Origin of the sequence: Gordonia humi (genome assembly GCF_014197435.1) — a bacterium.
GTDB classification, from domain to species: Bacteria; Actinomycetota; Actinomycetes; order Mycobacteriales; family Mycobacteriaceae; genus Gordonia; species Gordonia humi.
Genome location: NZ_JACIFP010000001.1, coordinates 2,336,464 through 2,357,348 on the forward strand (window position 1 = coordinate 2,336,464; position 20,885 = coordinate 2,357,348).

A 20,885-nucleotide genomic window follows, 5' to 3' on the forward strand; every position below is an offset into this window, starting at 1 on the left:
TGGGCGACGCCGAGTCGCGTGTCAACCCTCCGCGAGCCCAGCCTCCAGGAACTCCGTCCGGACGTCTGCCAGGCGTCGTCCGTCGTCGACGGTCCAGAAGTACCAGCCGTTCGTTGCCTTCTTGCGTAGGTGCCTGGCGGCGCCCGACGGCGTCGCGAACGACCGGCCGTCGAGGGTGATTCCGGTGGCCGACACCGTGGCAGTCACTCCGGCATGATCTCGTCCGGCGTGGATGACGTCGCCGTCGTGCAGGTGACCGGACTCGATCAGATGCTTGACCAGCACCCAGTCCTGGGCTTTCGCCTGCGGGTCGGCGACTTGTCCAGTATGACCTTCGGGAACCGGCCAGATCTGGAGGATTGCCGAGATCATGGCGTCGGTTCGCTCGTCGATGAGGGTCTCGCACCAGTCCTCGGTCTGCGTCCTGTCGATGAGTCGGCCGGTCATCGTGATCGTGTTGTGCTTGAGGAGAGCGTCGCGCTTGGCCGGCCACGCGCCGTTCGACACCTTCGAATTGAGTGATGCCGTCAGTAGCGTGAGGTTACCGAGGCGGTGGACATGTTCTTGGCGTGCGGCTTCGTCGTCCTCGGGAACAGGCCAGGTGTCTCGCCAGGTCTGCGGAAGGATGTGCTCGATCGGCAGTCCGCTGCGTTCGATCTGCGGCTGCTTGGTCTCTGCACGGTAGTGATTCTCGATCGCTTCGAGAAAGACCCGCAGCCGTGCCCGGGAGTAGCGACGGTAGGCCGACTCGGTTGCGAGCGATCGGCGGATCTCGTCGTCGCCGGGCCAATACGTGCTGGTGACCTTGATCCGCGCGAGGTGGTTCGACACGCGGCTGACGAGTTCGTTCGACGGCGTGTCGCGATACTGGTGAATCACTTCGGCGACTACTCGGCCGAGGTCCGAGCTCGGAAGCCGGAGGAGTTGTCGACGCTGCACCCAGCTCTCGAAGACAGCGATGACTCCGTCGATCGCGTCAGCAGGACGAGGCGTGTTCGGGTCGTGCAGCCAGATGAGGACGGGCTTGAGTAGTTCGGAGGTGTTGGCGGCCATGCGGTAGACGGCCATCGAAGTGCGGTCGAGTGAGCCGTCCGGTCGGGCAGCGCTCGTCGTCCATTCCTCGTAGAGGTCGGCCTGCGCCTTGAGGACTGGCAGCAGGTCGACGACGCGCATCGACGGGTCGTGCTCGACGTATGACTTGAATCGCGTGAACGTCGACTGCGGACTCACTTCCTCGCCGAGCTGCGCGGACAGCCACTGGTTGAGGAACAACGAACTGCGGCTGACGAAGTAGCGGCCGACGCTGATCTCCTTGGCCCAGAACTTGGTTTCGAACGGCCACACGGCGTCGTACGTGTGTTTGGTGTCGCCGCCCTCGGCTTCGATCCGTTGGAAGACGAAATTCCGAATCAGGTCGGCTGCCGTCAGCGGCGTGCCGCGCGCGTTCAGGGTCTCGAAGATCTCCTGCGAGTTCTCCGCGGCGGTCAGTTCGATCGTGATCAGCTGGAGCTGTGATTCGAGAACTGTCGCGAGGGCTTCGGCGCGATCGGGGACTGCGTCGCCCTCGACCTCGTCCAACCATCGAGTCACTACCGACGTGAAGTAGCGGTGCGCCTCGACGATGCGCGATGTCGGGTCATCGACTTCTGTGTAGTCGACCGGCGGCTCGGCGTCCATGACTGCGTCGAACGCTGTGCGGTCCCGGTTGAGATGTCGGAGCTTGAGCCGACTGTCGCCCTCGGCGACGTAGTCTGCGGAATTGTGCGTGAGTGCTTCGAGTCGCCGCGCGTACCGTTCGGTGCCCGGTTGCATTATCACTGCGCTGACCGCATCCATCATGATCTGCAGTGTGGTCAGACGCTGCTGACCGTCGATCACGTTCCAGGCAGGGACGGATCCGCTTTTGGCTTCGCTCGCCTGCAAGACAACGGCGCCGAGGAAGTGCTTGGTGTCCCGACCAGGATCGGCGACGCGCAGTTCGGCGACGCGGCGGACATCTTTCCAGAGCGGCGCCCACTGCTCGTCTTCCTTCCAGACGTACGCACGCTGAAACAGCGGAATCACAAAGTGCTGAGGCTGAGTGAACAGCTGCTGCGGCGTGCGCTTGTACGTCTCCATGGACAGACATGGTGTCACGTGGGTCGGACAGGCGTAGACGCGCTAACGGCCGTCGGCACCTTCCCTCGCACGCGCCTGCGCGATCGTCATCTCGACCTCGCCTTCCTCGAATTCGTACAACGGATCGAGGACGAGCGCCGGCAGGCCGACCGACGATGATGCATCAGCGAGCGCTCCCCGGATGTAACCGATCGCGACCTCTGTTCCCCACCCGCTGAGCAGGTCGGCGAGTTCGTCGTCGGTCGGTGGATCGTCACGGTCGAAGTCGAGTCGTACCTCGACATCCTGGATTGCGGTCTGATGTTCGTCGTTAACGAACGCAACAACGCGCAAATTGACGACGTGGCCAGCGTCGTTCGACTCGAGTGCCACACGAGCCGCGAGCCGCGACGCAGTCTCGTCCGGATCTGTCGGGCTCAACACTGATACGAGAAACGGCGCGTCGACGTTGTCGATGTCGCCCCACTTGCGGACCACGGCTCGCTGATGCCACCTGACCGAGGTGCCGGCGAGGTGGTCGCGGAGAGTCACGATGCGGTACGCGTAGAGCGGTTCCACGCATCCGCGTCTGAATACGTGGTTCGTGCTCTGCTCACCGGGGTATCCGTATCCGGCCGGTGTACTGCGGAATCGAGTGACAGGAAGTGCTGGTACCGCACGCCGATCGACGCGGCGTATCGCCGGATCGTCGACAGCCGCGGGTCGTTCCCAGGCTGTTCGAACTGGCTGACTGCAGTCTTGTGTCGACCCCACGCAGCGGCAAGGTCGGCTTGAGTGAGGCCCGCTGCGGTGCGATGCGCGACGAGCGCTGCGAGGAACTCGGAGTCCTGCTCGGCGAGGTGGTGGGCCAAGTCGTCGGCTGCGTCGAGGTCGTCCTCGCCTATGAGTGTCATCGCTTCGTCATAACTGGACATAGAGTCGAGTTTAACCTCTATTCGTTGGTAGTCGGTATCAGATCGCTCGATCTGGTGATATTTTGCGCGTTCAGTTGCCCATCCGGTCGTGGACTGCCGCGATCACGGCGTCCTGGTCGTCGATGAACTGGGCAGCGGAGCGGTCAGCAGTCTCGATCTGCGCGTCTTGTCGGTCAGCCCAATCCGTGGCGATCGACTGGTCGGGCTTGAATGCGGCAAGCGACCAGATCAGCACTCCTGGCCAGACGGTCGGCGCGGCGAAGTATGCGCGGTGATGCAGCTTCCAGGCGTCGCACCCGTTGCGGGGGGTAGCGCAGTTCGCCCATCGGATGGACTGATCGTCCGGCGGCGACTGGAAACGACCATTCGTTCCGCCGCTGCACATGGTTGCTTGGGCCTTCGATCTCGCCCGATCGCGCCATGGCGACGAGGCGGAGAAGATCTGCTTTCACGGCCTTCAATGCGCGCAGGCGAGCGCGTACCTGCTGTGCGCTGAGTGGTGGTGCATCGGGGTCGTCGATGAAGTCCCACATAGTGCGCACGTAGGAATCGCACGACCCGCGCCATTCTGGAGTCTCCTCGTGCTGGTTCCGAGCGCCGAGGGCTGCGTGCCATTCATGGTTGTCGGGAGTGGGCTCCATCGAAACCTCCATGATCATCTGCTTGCGCAGGATTCGTTGATACCTCGTGTATCGCTAAATCAACTCGAATGGCGTCGAGTGTAGAGCGCGGTACTGACAGTGGAGCGACAGCTGTCGTCGGTAGGCGGGACTGCAGAAGGCGCCGAACCTGGTCTAGCCGATCACGTTTTACAGACCGCCTGCGTCGGCCCGTCCCGGTCGAGACGACGGTCGCATTGATCCGAATCCGACAACTCTGCGACGTCGAACCGCGGATCGCCAGGTAGATGGATGCGCCTTCGCGTGGTGTCGCCTGCACGTTCTTGGCGTATCGGCCTGCGGCGTCGGAGTGCGACAGTCGGAATCGCTCCCACCTGCCTTCCTCGTACGCGATCTCGACGTTCGGGATATCGGCCTCGACGGTGTACGTCGCGTTCACGACGCTGCCGCCTTCGGTGGCGGCTGTGGACATCGGCGGTGAGTCCGCAGTCGCTGTAGATTCAGAGTCTTTTGCGCGTCAATGCGAACGCGGCGATCCCCGCGACGAGTGCGATCACGGCCACAGTCGAGGCAGCGATCAGGGCGGTACGACGGTTGTCGGAGCTCGGCGTGGCAGCCGGTCGGGAAACAGGCCCAGGCCGGGGGCGGAACGCGAGGCGCGGGCGGCGGCGTGGGCGGCACCGTCACACGTCCGGCGACCGCGCCCTCCAACGCATCCACGAACTCGGTCGCCGACGAGAACCGGTGCGTCGGGTTCTTCGCCAGGACACGCGCGAAGACGGAGTCGACCGTCGGCGGCAGATGAGGAGCGATACGGCCCGCGGGTGGCGGCGGCTGCGTGAGGTGTGCCGACATGAGGGCGGTGATCGAGTTGCCGGCGAACGGCGCGCTGCCGGTGAGCAGTTCGAAAGCTGTGCATCCGAGCGAGTAGATGTCGGCGCGGATGTCGAAGTCGCGCCCCTCGATCGATTCGGGGGAGAAGTAGAGCATGGTGCCGACGGCCATGCCGGTCCAGTTGAGTGACATCGTCTCACCGACGGCTTTTGGCGATCCCGAAGTCGGCGAGCTTCACCGCGTCGATCCGCGACCGACCGTTCGACGATCTGGTGCCCGACCATGGTGTTCGCCGGCTTCACGTCGCGGTGAGTGATGCGTTCCTTGCGCCATGCGTAGTCAAGCGCTTCTGCTGTCCACTAATCAACTCGAGCGTGAAGGCCTGCGCTGGCGCTCCGTCCTTCGCGAAGAGATCGGCGGCGTCCGTCCCGTCGACGAACTGCATCGTGATCCACAACCGACCGTCCTACTCGTCGCGGTCGTACTGGGCGACGACGTTCGGATGCGACAGGCGCGCGAGCAAGTCCGCTTCCCGTGCGAATCGTGATTGGAAGTCGGTGCTGCGGGAGCCCCCGGCGTCCAAGAGCTTCATCGTATCCTGGCGTGGCAGCCGGGATGCTGGACCAGAAACACCTGTCCCATCCCGCCGGAACCGAGCTGCCGCACGACGCGGCATCCGGCGATCTCGGTGACGGTTATCTCAGAGGTTCTGCCAGGAGGGGCGCGGGTCAGACGTTCAGCCGACAGTCTGGCCAAATTGAGGGTCAGGAGCGACTGTTGAAGATGCCGAACTCAGGCGGAGGACTGCCGAGTCCGGAGTTGAGCTCCGCGCGGCCTCAGCGCGCGTAGCCCAATATGTGCTGGGCTCAACCTGGCGCTGCGATCGTTGCTGCGACGCCAGCCGTAACCGACGAGAGAACGCGCGCAGTTGAGGTGAATAATCTTCCAACAACAATACGAATCATTGCAATCACCGTCCCTTCTCTGTTGCGGACTCCGTGAAATACGAGGTCATGCGAGCAGATTTCGAACGGCGTCGCGAGAACGATCAGCATTGGAAGCGCCAAGCCCGACATCGTCAGGTTCAACCCAGCGAGAATACGTATACCGTATTTCGAGCGGCGACGCTACCCCAATCGCCACGGACCACATCCTCACCCCAACATCGTTGACTTCTTCCCACTCCACGTAACCACGAGTTCGTCCCTAGCTCGGCTGGCCGCGACGTAGAGCAGGGATCGTTCCCGGAGCAGCGCTTCTGCCTGGTCTTCCTCTGGTACAGAACGCAGAGTGGCGACGGAGGGGACATGTGCATCGTCGATGCCGACGAGAACGACTCTCGAGAACTCCATTCCCTTTGACCTGTGCATGGTGAGCACCTGGACATATCCTGCGCTCGCCGGATTGTTATCGAGAGCACGCGCGTCCAGACCACGTTCGCCCAAGGCGCGAACGAACTGACTGCGGTCGGTCTGACCTCGGGTGAGGACAGCGATCGTGGAGGGGGCGACTCCGGCGTCGATCCATAGGCGTACCTGGTCGGCGACCCGGTCGAGTTCGTCAGCGGCGGACTCGCATTCGAGAAGTACCGGGTCTGGTCCCAGTCGCGCTGATCGGTAGTCAGCGGTTGATTCTTCGACCTGCTCCAGGTCCTGGTACTCGGCGCCCGCGAGGATGCTCACCGCGAAACCCAGGTTCTGGGCCGTCGTGCGGTAGTTGAGGGTGAGCCGTCGCGATCGTCCGACGATCTTGATGCCGAATCGAGAGAGGACGATTGGTCGACCGTAGATCCTCTGATGAGAGTCCTCGGCGATGAACAGGTCGTTCTGCCCTTCGCGGACGAGTGCCCGCAGGAGCGCCCAGTGCGTGGCATGAAGGTCTTGTGCCTCGTCGACGAGTACGTGATCGGCAACGAATGCACCGCCGTCGTCGGTTCGCAATCGAAGGCTCTCTGCGGCGAGCGCGAGAACCTCTGGGAAACTCAAGCTGCCGTCCATGCGGCTCTGTCTCCGGTACGCCTCGACGAGCTTCCATACCGCAATCCGCTGCGGTCGACTCAGCCTCACCCCGCGGCCAGGACGGGAGGCCTTGGCGTACTGCTGCAGGGTGGTGACGCGATTCGCTAGAACGACGGAAACGTACTCGTCCTCGAGGAACCCCGGCGATGTCAGTTTCGGGTCGAGACCACTGTCTACCGTCTGTACGACGTCGCGCCACACCTTGTCGGAATTGGTCCGATTGTGGGTGAGTTCAGTGATGCGGTAGCCGAGTACCGCCTCGGCGGCCTCGGCGATGTCATCGGCTTGCTGCAGTGCGGCATTGCCGAGTGCATCGATACCGCTCACGTACACGCCTGGTGCACCGAGACGATCAGTGATTGGTACATCAGGGTCGAGTGTCTTCAGCGAGGCCCTGAGGTCGGCGGCGAGAGTCTTGTTGTAGGTGGTCAGGACGATCCTGGCGTCAGGATTCGCCTCGGCGAGGCGACGGGCCCGATGGATCGCGACGACTGTCTTTCCGGTACCGGCGCCGCCGGAGAGGCGGAACGCGCCGTTGTAGTCCTTGTCGACGTACTTGCGTTGCTCAGGGTGAAGGAACGTTCGCCACGCAGTGAAGTCTCCACCCTCGATGACGCGGCGGAGCTCATCATCGTCCTCAACGAAAGTGAACTGCATTTTCGACGCGGGTCGTTCGAGGGCCTTGAGGATCTGCTCGTCCTGGTCGAGTGTCTCGTCGACGGGACTGTCGTCGGTGAATCCGTGCTTCTCGCGGATGGTATCGATGTGCAGTCCGGTCGCGAGGTCGAGGAGTGCGCTGCCCTGCCAGCCGATCGCGTTGGCGGCGATGTCGACGAGAGTGTCCTCGTCCGGTGCAGAGAGTGCACGTTCGGACAACTCGGAGTCGAGTCCCAATCGGTCGATGAGGTCGGCGCGGCTGAACCGTGCGGCGAGATATCCGGTCGCCTCGCTCGGGGACACAGGGGCAGACTCTGCGGGGGTTTCCCGGAGGCTTGCCTGGGCACCGCGGTGTTCCTCGACGTCCAGATCGCCGATGACGCCCTCGAGAACACCGTTGATCGGGTTCACGCGGAGCCTGGAACGCTCCGCCAGCTTGTTGGCTTCATCGTGTGGCCAGGTACCCATGTAGATGAACGTGGGCTCGTCGCCGAGTTTATCGTCGACCTTGAACAGGATCGCGCGGAAGTTCATATCGACGCGACCGGTGCGGACGCGCGGGTCGACGGCGCCTTGCATAGGTTCGATGTGAATGCCCGGAGCCGTGTGGTCGGCGGCGAGCTTCTCGATGAACTTCCAGACCTTGTCCTTGATGGACTTGTCGAGCTTCTTCATGGCCTTGGTGTTCGACGCAATGACCAGATTCGCCATCTATGAGACTCCGTTCTTGATCGCTGCGGCGACCGCTTCCGCGTCAGGTGGGCAGAGCGTCCACCCCGATTCGGACATCATATGGGCGGTAGCGTCGTCGAGGTCGAACACCACCCCGACCAAGGTGTCGGGCCAGGCGAAGTCCACGACGTCGCCGCTCTCGGTCTCGTACCCCAGCTCCGGTACGGGTAGGTCTGCTGCCGCAAGCGCCGACACCAGCTTCTTCTCGACTTCGGAGATCGTGGAGTCGAACACTTCTTGCCAGTCGGCGGAGAGCGCGGGCGCACTAGTTGCCCCTGTCGGAGCGCTGGCATCCTCCTCAAGGAGGCTCATCGTCGTGACACGGTTGTTCGGGCTCAGTCCGAGCCAGTTGGACAGGCGGAGCCATTCCTTCCACGCTCGGCCGTCGTGGATCTCCAGACTCTCGTCTCGGTCATCAAGGACGAGCACAGCATTCGTCGTGTGTGTCCCCGGGTGCATCGCAGCGGTGACGGCCAGCGGCCCGTCGGTGATACTCCAGCACATGTCGGCGCCGCTTCCGAATGCAGCCGGCGCTCCGGATGCGAGTGACAGGGCAGCGGATCCGACCATGCCGCTGTCACCACGGACCCGATTGTCGTTGCGTACGAACATCATCGGCAGCCATCGTCCGACCGCCTCCCATGCTTCCGAATCCGGATCGGTGATGTATGCCAGCAGTGCACTGATGGGATCCGTCGTCAGCAGTTTGAGGAGTGCCGGGCGGAGGTTACCGGCTTTCAGCGTGTTCGCCGCGGCCTTCTCGGTGAACCATGTGGGTGCCGCCGTGTCGCCGGCTTTGAAATGTTGCAGGTCCTCGTGGCCGAAGGACCACACGAGGTGTCCGGTGTCTCGCAGGATCGCCCGCTTCGTTGCGTCGTCGGCCACACGGTTGTTCTCCGGGACCGCGTGGAACTTCCGACCGTCTCCGAAGATCGCGATCCGAGGGATCTCGGGATCGGTGGTGCTCAATTCGAAGTCGGGTTTCGAGGTGGCCATGTGTACCTGGGGAGTGAGTTTCCAGGTGCGGATCTTCTTACCGGGCAGCACGATTGTCGCGGACGGGCCGTAGGTGCCCGGAGTCTCCTTCACCGTGGCGCCCATCGTGCGCAGGCGCTCGACGAACGCGACGTAGAACTCCTTCTCGAGCGGAGACTCTTCTCCGCCTACCGGTGACCTCGGCGCGTCTTCAGTGACCACCTTCAACCACCAGTTGCGATCAGGCTCGGCATCGGACTCCACACCGAGCAGCTGGTCGAGAACCCTCGCGGCAGTCGTACGCGACACCTTGTCGAGTTCGTGCGGCGGGGCGAAAGGCAACAGGCACTTGTGGCAAGCGAGTCGCTCGTGGTCGGCGCAGTCGCAGCCGTGTACGACGGTTCGCGCGGCATCGAGCACGGCCCACACCTTCGCGGGGTCGGCAAACTCTGCGAGGTATCCGGTGCCGCCGGGGACGGTGTCGTGGATCAGCAACGCCTGCTGGCTCGGCGCGTGCAAGGCATCGGTGATGGTCGCGACGTCGAGGTGCTCGGGAGAACCGCCGATCACCTCACGAAGGCCCAAGAGGATGGCGGCGCTCAGGCTGGGGTATGCGAACTGGTCGTACTTCAAGGAGTGGGGCAGGTGCAGCAGAACTCCCTGGGTGCGCAACGTGCGCGCGAGTGCGATCTCCCGGACATGCTCGGTGGCGGCATTGCGGTAACGGCACCAGCTGCGGTGTTCGTAACGAGAGTTGCGGCCCGCAGCCTTGTCGAGCTGCCCGCATGAGGAGCACACCCGGAACAATCCCGTGGTGGTCTCCTGACCGGCGATGGTCCGTGTGCCGCCTTGAGATGTTCGGCGTCCCATGTTCAGCCAGCGGATGTCCATGCGGCGCAGGTATTCGGCGCCGAAACCGAGGTCACCGACGAACCAGGAACGATCCACGTTGACGGGATCGATATCGGCGGCGGTGACGACCGTGAAGGCCTCTCTGTGCCGTTCGTCGCGGGCGTCGTTGATGGATGCTTCATCGCGTCGAACCTCCGCAGAGACCCTCGCCATCTCGACGACCTGCAGGTTCTGACTGACGTCGGCGATCGCTGACGTGCCGCACCGAGGGCACGACGTCACAGATGGGGCAACCTCGCCGGCGAGTGTGATTGCCGCCCAACCGCATTGAGGACACAGACGCCACGTGTGGATGTTCGACTCGCCCGCCCCGAGGTCGACCGCGTCGATCTTCACCGCGAGGCCCTGCGCGTAGAAGGTGGCGCCGGGCGCGAGTTCGGTGAGAGCGACACGTGAGCCGCGCTGGTAGCTGGTGGCCTCACCCATGTACTGGTTGGTGTCGGGGTCGATCCAGGTGATTCCGACATCGAGAGTGACGGAATCGTCGAGCAGTGTGTAGTTCGGCAGCACACCGTAGCGTTCGAGGACGCTGATCCAGTAGTCGTCGGTGAGGTCATGAATCTGACCACTGAGCAGCCGCAGCGAGCCCTTCGCCGTACGGAGGTCCCGCAGGTCGTCGTCGGTCGCGGCGGGGGACGCCGCTCGCTTCTCGAACTCCGGCATCTCCGCATCGACCGCGGCTCGACGAGCGGTGAGTTCGGCGAGGTCGCGGTTCCACCGATGCACGGCCTCCTGCAAGCTGACAGCGAGTTCGCTTGAGCTTCCGTCCGCGTGGGGAGTCGCCCAGATGCGAAGGGCTTCCCGAGAACGGTCGTCGAGCACCGTGTCGAACTGGAATAGGAACTCGTCGACGAATCTGTCCGCGTGCGTCTCGACAACGGCGATGAGGTCTGCCATCCAGCCGCCGGGGTCGAAGCTGCCGAGCACGGCGCGTGCGTCTCGGGGAGCGATGCTGGTGGAGTCGCGAGCAATGCGATCGATGACGTGCGCGACGTACTGCCGTTGCAGAATTTCCTCTGCGGTGAGGAAGGTGGCAGGCGGTCGAACCTCGCCTTGAATCACTGACGTCGGGTCGTACAGCTTCGGTAGGTGCTCGCCGCGTCCGCGAACGAACGCGAGGACCAGCGAGTTGCCGGTGAGACGACCGGCACGGCCGACACGCTGCAGATACGAGGACACGGTGCGGGGCAGTGACCCCAGCATCACCGTGGACAGATCACCGATGTCGATGCCCATCTCCAGCGTGGGCGTGGCGACGAGGACGTTGGGGGCCTGCGGGTCGGCACCGCCGCGTTTGAACGCGGCCTCGTAGCCTAGCCGTGTCTTGGTCGGCAGCAGGGAGGTGTGTTCCCGAGCGACGACCCGCTTCATCTCGGAACCGTCGTAGAGGCGGCGGTAGAAGTTCTGCGCCTTGGGGGCACGGGACAGGGTGCCGGGGCAGCGGACGAGAAGGCAGGGGGCACCGTCGAGTTCGTCGATGACTGTCGCAGATCCGGGGGTCGGGGTCTGGCACACGTTGCATACCAGCAGGTGCCTGCCGGCGGCGAGGTCGTCGTCGGTGGGTGCGGACACGACGACCGCGGCGGCGGGTAGCCCGTACGCGGTGAGTCCGGCATCGGTGAGGTCCGCGGCGAGTACGCGTTGCTCGGCGAGGACCCCGAACAGCGACTTCGCCAGGAACCCGCCGTCGACGGGGGAGACGTTCAGGCACTGTGACGCCCAGCGGGCGTACCACGACGACGGGGCAGTGATCGCGTCGAATCCCTCGGGGACAGTGCGTGATCCGACGGCAGGGAATGCGGGTGCCGGACGGCCCTTGGGGAATGCCGCCATTCCTTCACCCTTGGGGCGCGCGCCCCAGATCCACCGCCGGTTCGCGTCCTTCTCGATGTACTTGCGCAGCCACGGGTGGCGGATGGCGCCGCGGGTGCGGACGCGTTCCACAGTGCCCCGGACCCAGCGGGTGATCGCCGTCGCATCCGGTGCCTCGAATGTCAGTTGATGCTCGGTGGCGTTGAGAGCCGCGCGACCGAGACGGACGGGGCGTTCCTCGCCGCCGAGGTCCACTTCGGCGACCGCGCTGCCGGTGAGCTCCAGGGTGCGGCCGAGTCGGGACTGCAGCCCGAACTCCAGGTCGATGTCGAATTCGAGGCGGCGAAGCACTTTGGTACTGGCCTTCTTGCGGGCAGCAGTGGTCGCGTCCGATTTCCAGAAGGCGATGAACTCGTCGTGGTCGACGATGTCCGGGGCGAGCAGGTGATAGCGGCGGGCCGGGTCGTCGGCGGCACGCGCGACGACGACCTCGCAGAGTTCCGGCAGGGTCAGCGTCGAAGTGCCGATAGCGCTGCGCAGCGTGGAGCGGAGGCTGAGGGTGTGGGAACGGGCCTGCACGAAGCCGGCGCGGTGCGCGGCGTCCTGCACGCTGTCGGTGAACATCAACGCCTTCTTCTCGTCGGCGTCGAGGCGGGCGTCGCCGAAGAGGTTCGACAGGGCCACCGAGAGCTGGGTGGCGACGGCGCTGCCGAGGAAGCGGATGCCGTCGGCCGCACCGCAGGCGGGGCACACGTCCTTCTTGGAGTTCTCCTCCTCGTTTTCGCCGACCAGGACGAGCACCGGCAGCACCTTGCCTTCGAGCTGTTCGGTGCCATCCGGGTCGGGCGGAGTGTCGGTGATCTCGCGGTCGTCGATGCGGAACCAGCGCAGGCCCTCGATCTGCTCATCGGGGTGGGTGACGGTGAGCAGCGCTTCGGCGGGCGCGGAGATGAGTGCGCGGAAACGGGAGGCCCCGGCGGCGTGATCGGCGCGGATGGATTCGTCGGTGACGTCGAGGGTATGGCCGGTGGGGGCCAGGCGGGCGCCCCACCCGGAGCGGCCGCAGTGCCGGCAGTACAGCGCCGGTAGGTGCATCACGTCGCTGTCCTCGTGGATTCCGTCGTCGGACCAGCGGTACGTGGTGTTGGTGGTGACGGCGCGGTCGATGCGGGAGAGTTCCCGAATCCACAGGTGGACATCGACATTCAGTGCGGTACGGCCGACCTCGGCGCGCAGGTGGGACAGCGCAGCGAACAGGTAGTCGAGGAAGCGCTGCTGCGCGGCGCGGACGTGGCGGGTGTCGCGTTCCGAGGTCGGGGCGTCGAACAGCGCGTCCGCGAGGTCGGCAAGAGAAACTACATCGACGGCGTGGTCGAGGAGCCGCGCCAGCAGGGGATGGCCTTTGAGCAGGTCTAGTTGCTCGGCGGGTTCGAGGTGACGGAGATCAGTGGGAGCGAGGCGACGGTCGGCGTCGAGGTCGTCGGTGGTCGCGAACAGTTCGGTGCGCTCGAATACCTCTGCTCGCTCGAATAGTTCGGCTAGCACAGCGGAAGTGAGTGCGTCGTTCGTGGGAGAGCTGGCGGCGAACGCATCGAGGCGCCCGGCGGTGATCGAGGGCTTCGGGATGGGCTGATACAGCCGGTCAAGGGCGGTGTCGCGGTCGGCGAGCCAGACGGCGGCGGCGAGGCGGGTTTCTCCGATGACGGCGTCGGCGTCGAACTCTTCCGCGAAGACGGTGTGCGCGAAGTCGAGCATCGCGGTGGGTTCGGCCTTGGAGCCGAGGGTTGCGGAGGTGGCGACGGGGGTGATGCGGCCAAGGGGGCGGGCGCGATCCTCGTCGGAGACGGGGGAGGCGTCGGTCCAGTGCGCTTTGACGGAGAGCCCGAGACGACGCAGCAGCATGGCGACGTCTGTGCCTTGCGCGCCGTCGTAAGTGTGAAACTCGTCGAGGACGACGTACTGCAGTGAGTCGGCGGAGAGGCGCCAGATGTCGGCGCGGTCAGGGTGCAGCAGCAGGTGGTCGAGCATCTTGTAGTTGGTCAGCAGGATGTCTGGGGGAGCGGCGTGCATCAGCGAGCGGTCGGTGATGAGGCCGTCGTTGCTGACCTTGGTGCGTCCGCCGGTGGATTGCTCTCCGGTATAGAGCCCGGCGGAGATGCCGGAGAGTTCCGGGTGCTCGGCGATGAGATGAGCCAGGCGTTCGGCCTGATCGTTGGCCAGCGCGTTCATCGGGTAAAGGATGAGAGCCTTCATTCCGGTGACGCCGGCGGCCTTTGCACGTAGGACGTGGTCGAGGATCGGGTAGAGGAATGCCTCGGTCTTGCCGGATCCGGTGCCGGTGGTGACGAGCGTCGGCTGCGGACGGTCGTGGAACTTGGTGGAGAGACGTTCGAATGCGGCGGACTGGTGACCGTAGGGAGTGAATCCCGTTGGCCACCAGTTCAGGTGCATGCCCCAGTTGCCGCCCGCCGGGGCGAAGGGCAACCGCAGACGGACGTAGGGGCCTTTGAACATGCCGGTGTCTGGGTGGCCGACGAAGTCCGACAAGGCACCCTGCGCGTCGGAGTCGGTGAGGGCGAACGTGGTCGCGAGGTAGTTGGTGAGGCCCTCGTGCAGGTGGTTTGCCTGGAGGGTGGGTAGCAGCGCTCCCATGTTCGACTTCTCCTCGCTGGTCAGGTGTTGGTCACATGGATGGTCGGCGGCCACGTTCTCGATGGTGACCGGAATGCGTTCGCCATATGCGCAGTCCCAACCTCCGTTACGGTGATCCAGTCGCGGCTCTAGGCGTTATCGAGCTGTCACTTCACGGAAACTCTCCGAATCTACCTATGAAATCCGAACCGAGAGTGTTATAGGGCCTCTCGGGAGAAAGAAGCCTGTTGATGGAATTCTGGAGTATCGACCGAACATCGTTACAGTCGGTATTCGACCAGGCGGTTAGCAAATCATGAAGAGATTGGATGAAATTCTCGCGTTCTTCCAGGAGTTTAGGTCGGTTCAGTTCGATAGTCTCGATAGTCTTGTGCCCCCTCAGGCTTGACGGTATCGACCAAACGAATGCGCCAAGGAACATCAGATGATTGGAAGGGTCATCCACGTATGGATTCAGGAGCGAAACTTCGGTCGAGTAATAGTCTTTCTTGTTCGCATTGCAGGTCGGGCAACAGAGGGTGAGATTACTCCACTCTAGAACTAATTTCGGAAAGATGGACTTGGGGAGGATATGCTCCACGTGCGCGGGTGCGACGTCCTCGATTACACTTTCGCAATACGCACATTTTCCGTTGGTTTCCTCGCGGAGGGCTTCCTTGAGTTCAGTATTGCGCCAGGGTGTACTATTTGTATTCTTCATATATGAAGTGGTTAGCTCGGTGCCTCGGCTGGACAGGAAACCGGGAACCGGCCCTTTTTGAAGCTGCTTCACAACTCTCCCCTTTCGGTGAGTGCTCGCACCGTCGCCGGGAATTCTTCCGACAGTCCTGTTGCTTCGAGCTCTTGTAGCAGGTGCTCAAGCGCACTGGCTTTGTCGGAATTTCTTGAAAATTCGTGTAGGACCGCGTCCAGTTGCGCTTCTACCCAAGTCGGCAACATTGACGGGACGCCTAGAACGCGACGCAGAGTCTCGTCGGCTCCTCGTGACTTGTTCTCCAGGTCGAGCAACCGGCTTTCGACTTTACCGTCGACAAAATCGAGGGCGTAGACGTTGGAAGTGGGAACGCTCGTGACTACAAAAGGGCTATGTGTTGACACCACGAAGTGTATGTTCGGGAAAATCTCCAGGAGGCTGGGCAGTAGCGTCCGCTGAAGATTTGGGTGTAGGTGATTTTCGGGCTCGTCAAAACAGACAGTATAGTCTCGCTTTTGGAACGATCCGATAAGAATCATCCACGCATACTCTATTAGGGCGCTGATGCCCCCGGATACGCCGTCGACAGGAAACCTAGTGGTTTGAGTTTCGATATAGAGCTCGGGGGATTCCACTTTCAACCTGACAAACCCTAAGTCGGCAGGAAGGAGCTTTGTGAGCGCCGACTGAAAACCGTTCCACAGGTACTGTGCAGAGCTGTTTGCCCGTACCGCCGAGGTGTCTTGGCTGAATACCGCTGCCGCAATTAGGGATTCCTTCAACTTGAGGGCTGGTGTATCCTTTCCAAATTGGGTGGTGTTTAAATTGGGATACGCCCTCTTTAGTTGTTCGCTTATGTAGGCGTTGAGTAGCGAATCAATACTCATGAAAGAAGTGGGTATCGTTGACACCGATGTAGGTGATGGTGGCGTTCGGTGCGAAGTTATGAAGAGGCCATCCATCGGTTTCTGATTCTGCCACGTGGTCACAAAGGATGACTTTGAAGAATCGGGAACGACAAGCCGACATTCGGTGCCATCCGAGTAGGTGAGTATGCTGCTACGATTGATTTCCCGCCTTGAGACCTCGTGGGTGATCTGGTTTTCCCATTTCTCTTGGTAGTCCAATGGGTCACCAGAGAACTTCGGTTTCCAGGAGAAGTGTGGGCTGAGGAGATTTAGGATTGTGGATTTTCCTGAGCCATTGGCTCCTGTCAGTACCGTGAGGCGATTATGAAACTTGACATCGACGTTTCTGAACTGTCTCCAGTTGGATATTTGGATTCTTGAAAACCTATTCATGCTTGCACCTTGGGCTGGGTATTCATCGCGTCAGTAAATTGAATACTTGGATCGACACGTGAGAAATGATGGTGGGCGAGTTTCATATCGATTTCACGATCGACGTTGGTGAACGGCTCCTGGTAGGTGATGCCGTCGACGGTGAGGTCGGCCGGCTTGAAGGAGCCCTTCTTGCGGTACTCAGACGCAAGCTTCGTTGAGAGTTGGCGGCCGGTTGCGTCGTACAGGGCTTCACGCTCGTACTTCTGCAGGACCGGGAACTGAGTACGGTAGATCGTAAGCAGCTCATCAGCAGTGATGCCGAGCATGATCGCGACGATCGCGTCGATCTCGACGAGGGCCTGACGACGGTCGGCAGCGTGTCGCAGCGGCGTTGACCACTCCCACTGCTTGCCGATCTCGCCGAGCGGCACGCGCCCGGCGTAGTCGACGCCAACTCCAGGAACCCACGAATCCTTCCGCCAAGCGTCGTTGTACAGCTCCTCCCACAGCGGTGCGTACGGGCGGACCAGGCAGTTCAATCGGAGCGTGCGGAGGATGAGTTGGGATTCGAGTGGGTGGTTGCGGATGTGCGGAATACGACGGGTGACGCCGTGTTTAAGCTCAGATACTCCAGCTGCCTTGATGAAGAAATCGACTGGCACCGATGACCAGATTCCGTTTGCAACTGCCAGGTCAGCGAATGAGGGAAGATCGGCGGAAAGGACGGTCCCGACGAAGCACGGCCCTGGCGCCACGATTGCAGAGTGCAGAGTCCGGACTGTTGCCGAGTCGGCCATGCGGCGCCAGGCGAGGCGGAAGAATGACGAACTGGGTTCACCGTGCCACTTAGGGTAGGCGGCAATGTACTCGTCGTACGGTTTCGCGACTTGGTAATTAGTACGTGGGATGAGATCTTCCGAGAGTGTTTCAAGGTCCAGCGTTTCGTATAGGTCCTCCCGTCCGGGGGCTGCGTCCGCCTGTTGGTTAACTGGCGTCGCGACGGTGAGATGAGGCCCCTGTAAGATGATGTCTTTCCACACCGTTGGCGTGGTCTGGCGTGATTCGAAAAGCCCGCGCTTTCGGTCTGCAGATTCATGCCAACCGGCGGTCCAATGGAAGTCGATATCGCCGAGGCGTGGCGCGGCGACAATCTTTTCAAGAACCTTAGTACTCGCCGTATTTACGGGGTAAAGCATCCGAGCCTCGGTTGCAGGGGTACCGGGCTCATCGATAAGCGCCCCCCAGGTCGCCAACTGGCTCTCGGTGACCCTGATGATGCGTTCCGCATGCGGCCGCTGATCCCAGTCGCCTTTTTCGTCTTTGACACCTGGGGCGGTGCCAGTCCCATCGTGTTGAAGTGACCTGACAACTGTGTCTGGGTGATAGAGTGCGGCTCCCTGAAGGAAGTCCACGCTCGTTGCCGCTCCGTACACATGAACGGCATACGGTCGGGTGTGCTGAATCTCGTTGAATAGCTTAAGTTCGTTGCGGAAGAGCCAGTGTCGTCGTAGCCGTTGATACGCTTCCTTACGGAGGGTCTTTGCCCTTAGCTCAGTGAAATGGCTATCCGGGTGAATGAGGCTGGTAATTCCAGTGGCACCCATCGATCGCCACGTCCGCTCTATAAAGCAGCGGTACAAGTCCGGCTGCAGTCCAACCAGGACGGGGCGGTCGACTCCCGACCCGAGATTCTCCTTCACCCCGGCCTGTTCGGCACGTTCGTCGAGGTAGGCATGGAGAATCTCCGGACTGTTGAGTGCATCCTCACGCTTGGCGCGCTTGACTGGCTCGGCCGGCTTGTTCGTCAATTGCCACCACGGATCGAACTCGGCTAGCATCCCGGCCTCATCCCAGTCTGGCCGCACCCACGGCGGATTTCCGACCTGCAGGTCGAAGCCGCCGCGCGCAAACATCGGAGCGAAGTCCAGTTCCCAGTGGAAGAACCCTTGCCGATCCGCAATGTCGGCGGTGGCCGTCAGCCACGGGGCCCGGTCGAGCGCCTTCTCAATCGGCAACGCCTGCGCGAAGGTGCGGTCGGTGTCCTCGGCAAGGTCGAGTTCCTGCCAGTTCATGTCGCTGGCGAGGCTGGTCTGCCCGTACTTCTCGAACTTCCCGACCTTCGGCGGCACACCAAGAATCGCCTCCAGACCACCTACCCAAAGATCCCAATCCGGCGGGTCGATCTCAGTCGTTAGCGGCCACGACCAGAGAGCGCACCACGCATCCATCGCCCTGCGCAGCCGACGGTAAGCGCCATTTTCGTCGTTCAGCGCCTGTTCGATCTGCTCGCGCGTCACCGTCGGTGTTTGCTCTTTTGGTTTCGAACCCCACAGATCAATGTCGCGTCGAATCTCTGATTCCGCGATCGTCAACCGTCGGAGCGTGAATTCCCACAGCGTCTCCACTCGCTGTGCCAGCGAGGTGAGGCGTTTCGCGATTTCCTTGCTGGGTGACTTGCGGATTTCGTTGCGCCATAGCCGCAACTCTTCGCGCTTCTCGGGCGCATACTTCTTTGCTTCCGCGGTGTCGATCACCGCGCCCCAGCCCTCGGAGGGTAGGAGGAAGTGGTGGATGCCGGTGCCGATGGGGTTTCGACCAGGCTCAACCGGCGACGAGAGCGCCACATCCTTCGCGGGAGTCTTCAGCCACTGCTTCTTCGTCAGCAGGCTCGGCGCGTAGACCGACCGCCGTGCACCAATCAGCGAGTTGCCGCGGCGCAGGTGCAGACCGAACCACGGGGCCTGCAACCCGGCGACCATCGTGTCCAACCACAGTGAGATTTCCGCAAGCTCCACGGCTGTGGCGTTGAGGTCCACGCCGTACACCTGGTGCAGCGCAATGTGTGCCTTCACCTTCTGCAGCTCGACCGGGTACTGGTCGGCGTCGATCAGCTCGCCCAGATCCTCCTGCTTGCGTTTGAGGTACTCGGCTGCCAGCTGGCGAACCGCCTCGATGGCGAACGCGCCGGACCCGAGAGCTGGCTCACAGATGCTCAGTTCCAGGATCTGCTCGGGCGTCGTCCGCTCGTAGTTCTGGTCCAACAGCTCTTCAAGAGCCTGCGAAACCACGAACTTCGTCAACACTTCGGGGGTGTAGTACGAGGCCGACTGCTGGCGTTCGCGGCCAGCGAGCCGAAACACGAAGGTGCCCTTGCGGTGCAACACCGGCTTCTCCTCGCCGGTTGCCTCGTCGACCGCGCGGACGAAGTCCTTCTCATCCAGGTGATCGGAGCAGTCGACAGGAACCACCCACGAACCCTTCTCCGGGTCACCGTTCTTTGCGACCTCGTACAAGTCTTCCTCCGCGAAGAAGCCGGTGTAGCTCATCAGGCCCTCGTACACCGCGCCCAGCTGGTTGATACCCAGTTCCGCATAGGAGATGAAACCGCGGTCGGCGCCCTTGCGGCCCTTGCTCTCCTTCGACAGCAGCAGATGTTCGAGCACCCGCTGCGTGGCCTCGTTGCCGAGGCCCACCTCGTCGATCAGCGCCGTCGACTCGGGCTTGAACAGGTCGGCGCGCAGCGGCTGGAACTCCAGGCCCGGCGCCGGATCGTCCGCGACATCCTTCCGCACGGTGGGGGCGTGGCCGCGGTCCACGAGCCGGAACAGCGTCGCCAGCGACTCGTACAGGTGTGTGCCGGTGCGGGCTTGCTCCGACACCAGCTCGGTGAGCGTCAGCTCCCGCAGCCGGTCCAGGCCGTAACCCTCCTCGTACTCCGCCGTGCCGGTCGGCAGAACCCTCATCTCCGGCGACGCCTCCGCATACAGCAGGAACAGGATGCGGTACAGGAACCGCAGCGAGTGCTTCGCGAGATCCTGCCCGTCAATGCCGTCGAGAGTCAGGCCCTTGGCGGCGCGGCGCCGGACCACCTCGTTGGCGATGATCTCGATGGAAAGCCGTATGCCTTCACGCAGGTCCTTCGAAACTCCGACGGTGTGCTTGACCGAATCGTCCAGGACCCCGGTCCACCAGATGTTGCCGTCGGCGTCAGGCAGCAGCGCTTGGCGTCCGAACATCGCGGCGACACGGTCGACCTCGCCGCCCTTCGCCTCGTGGCGTCGCTCCGCGACGACGAGGAGGTCCACGGCGAGGTATCGACCCTCAGCCCATCGCTCGGCTTCGGCGAGCAGCAGCCACTGGCCGGCCTGCACCACCACGAACGCAGGCGGCATATCGGATCGGAACGCGGCGGACACGGTCTTCGACGCCGACTCGATCGGCTTGCCGTCCTCAATAGCCGGGGTGATCAGCAACCCGGTGTCTGGGTCGAGCAGATCCTCGATCGAGGCGACCGGTGCGGCCTGCAGAAGCAGCACACTCGCGGTGCCGTCGAGTTTCGCGTCCGGAATCTCCAGCTCAGAGCCAGCGCGTTCGGCGGTGAACGTCGACAGCGCGCCCGGATAACCGAACGTGGTCCGGGCCAGTGTGTGTGCCTCTGGTGCGGCGTCGGGGTTCTCTGCCAGCCCGGCCAGCGCGGTTTGCAGGGCACCAGTGGCGGCAAGGAGGTCGTCGCGGACCGTTGTTCGGCCCGCTTTCTTCTCCGCATCCCACAGCTTGCGTAGTTCCAGCACTTTGCCGTGGAACGACTCCTTCGCGGAGTCGGTGGTGAAGTAGTGCTCGCTGATCCAGTCCTCGCCGATGACGATGGAATCGAAAGACGCCAC

10 protein-coding genes and 2 pseudogenes are annotated in these 20,885 nt (G+C 62.8%); all 12 read right to left on the reverse strand.

The window, feature by feature from the left end:
* Window positions 1–21 precede the first annotated feature (21 nt).
* The 12 genes and pseudogenes from BKA16_RS10705 to BKA16_RS10750 all read right to left on the reverse strand — a co-directional run bounded on the left by BKA16_RS10705 (window position 22) and on the right by BKA16_RS10750 (window position 20,885).
* Window positions 22–2,118, reverse strand: coding sequence for a GmrSD restriction endonuclease domain-containing protein (locus BKA16_RS10705; protein WP_183370634.1), 2,097 nt, complete (start codon window positions 2,116–2,118; stop codon window positions 22–24).
* Window positions 2,119–2,160: 42 nt separating this feature from the next.
* Window positions 2,161–2,490: a hypothetical protein gene (locus BKA16_RS10710; RefSeq protein WP_183370635.1), complete on the reverse strand. Its 330-nt coding sequence runs from the start codon at window positions 2,488–2,490 to the stop codon at window positions 2,161–2,163.
* 155 nt (window positions 2,491–2,645) lie between these two features.
* On the reverse strand, window positions 2,646–3,032 hold the full coding sequence (locus BKA16_RS10715) for a helix-turn-helix domain-containing protein (RefSeq protein WP_183370636.1): 387 nt from the start codon (window positions 3,030–3,032) through the stop codon (window positions 2,646–2,648).
* Between the two features lie 70 nt (window positions 3,033–3,102).
* The gene (locus tag BKA16_RS10720) at window positions 3,103–3,267 is read right to left on the reverse strand and encodes a hypothetical protein (RefSeq protein ID WP_183370637.1); all 165 of its coding nucleotides are present in this window, start codon (window positions 3,265–3,267) and stop codon (window positions 3,103–3,105) included.
* A gap of 820 nt (window positions 3,268–4,087) precedes the next feature.
* On the reverse strand, window positions 4,088–4,678 hold the full coding sequence (locus BKA16_RS23865; protein ID WP_246371725.1) for a protein kinase domain-containing protein: 591 nt from the start codon (window positions 4,676–4,678) through the stop codon (window positions 4,088–4,090).
* 274 nt (window positions 4,679–4,952) lie between these two features.
* Window positions 4,953–5,078: a hypothetical protein gene (locus BKA16_RS24080; RefSeq protein ID WP_281378404.1), complete on the reverse strand. Its 126-nt coding sequence runs from the start codon at window positions 5,076–5,078 to the stop codon at window positions 4,953–4,955.
* A 562-nt stretch (window positions 5,079–5,640) separates the two neighbouring features.
* Window positions 5,641–7,446, reverse strand: a pseudogene (locus BKA16_RS10730) (3'-5' exonuclease); the annotation flags it as partial.
* A gap of 77 nt (window positions 7,447–7,523) precedes the next feature.
* A pseudogene (locus BKA16_RS24290) lies at window positions 7,524–7,872 on the reverse strand (3'-5' exonuclease); the annotation flags it as partial.
* Window positions 7,873–14,298, reverse strand: coding sequence for a DEAD/DEAH box helicase (locus BKA16_RS10735; protein WP_484494485.1), 6,426 nt, complete (start codon window positions 14,296–14,298; stop codon window positions 7,873–7,875). It abuts the pseudogene before it with no gap.
* A gap of 97 nt (window positions 14,299–14,395) precedes the next feature.
* The gene (locus BKA16_RS24295) at window positions 14,396–14,944 is read right to left on the reverse strand and encodes a retron system putative HNH endonuclease (protein ID WP_387996761.1); all 549 of its coding nucleotides are present in this window, start codon (window positions 14,942–14,944) and stop codon (window positions 14,396–14,398) included.
* 68 nt (window positions 14,945–15,012) lie between these two features.
* Window positions 15,013–16,239, reverse strand: coding sequence for an AAA family ATPase (locus BKA16_RS10745; protein ID WP_183370640.1), 1,227 nt, complete (start codon window positions 16,237–16,239; stop codon window positions 15,013–15,015).
* A complete protein-coding gene (locus BKA16_RS10750) occupies window positions 16,236–20,885 on the reverse strand; it encodes an Eco57I restriction-modification methylase domain-containing protein (protein ID WP_183370641.1) in 4,650 nt (1,549 codons plus the stop codon). The genes BKA16_RS10745 and BKA16_RS10750 overlap by 4 nt, the downstream gene beginning before the upstream one ends.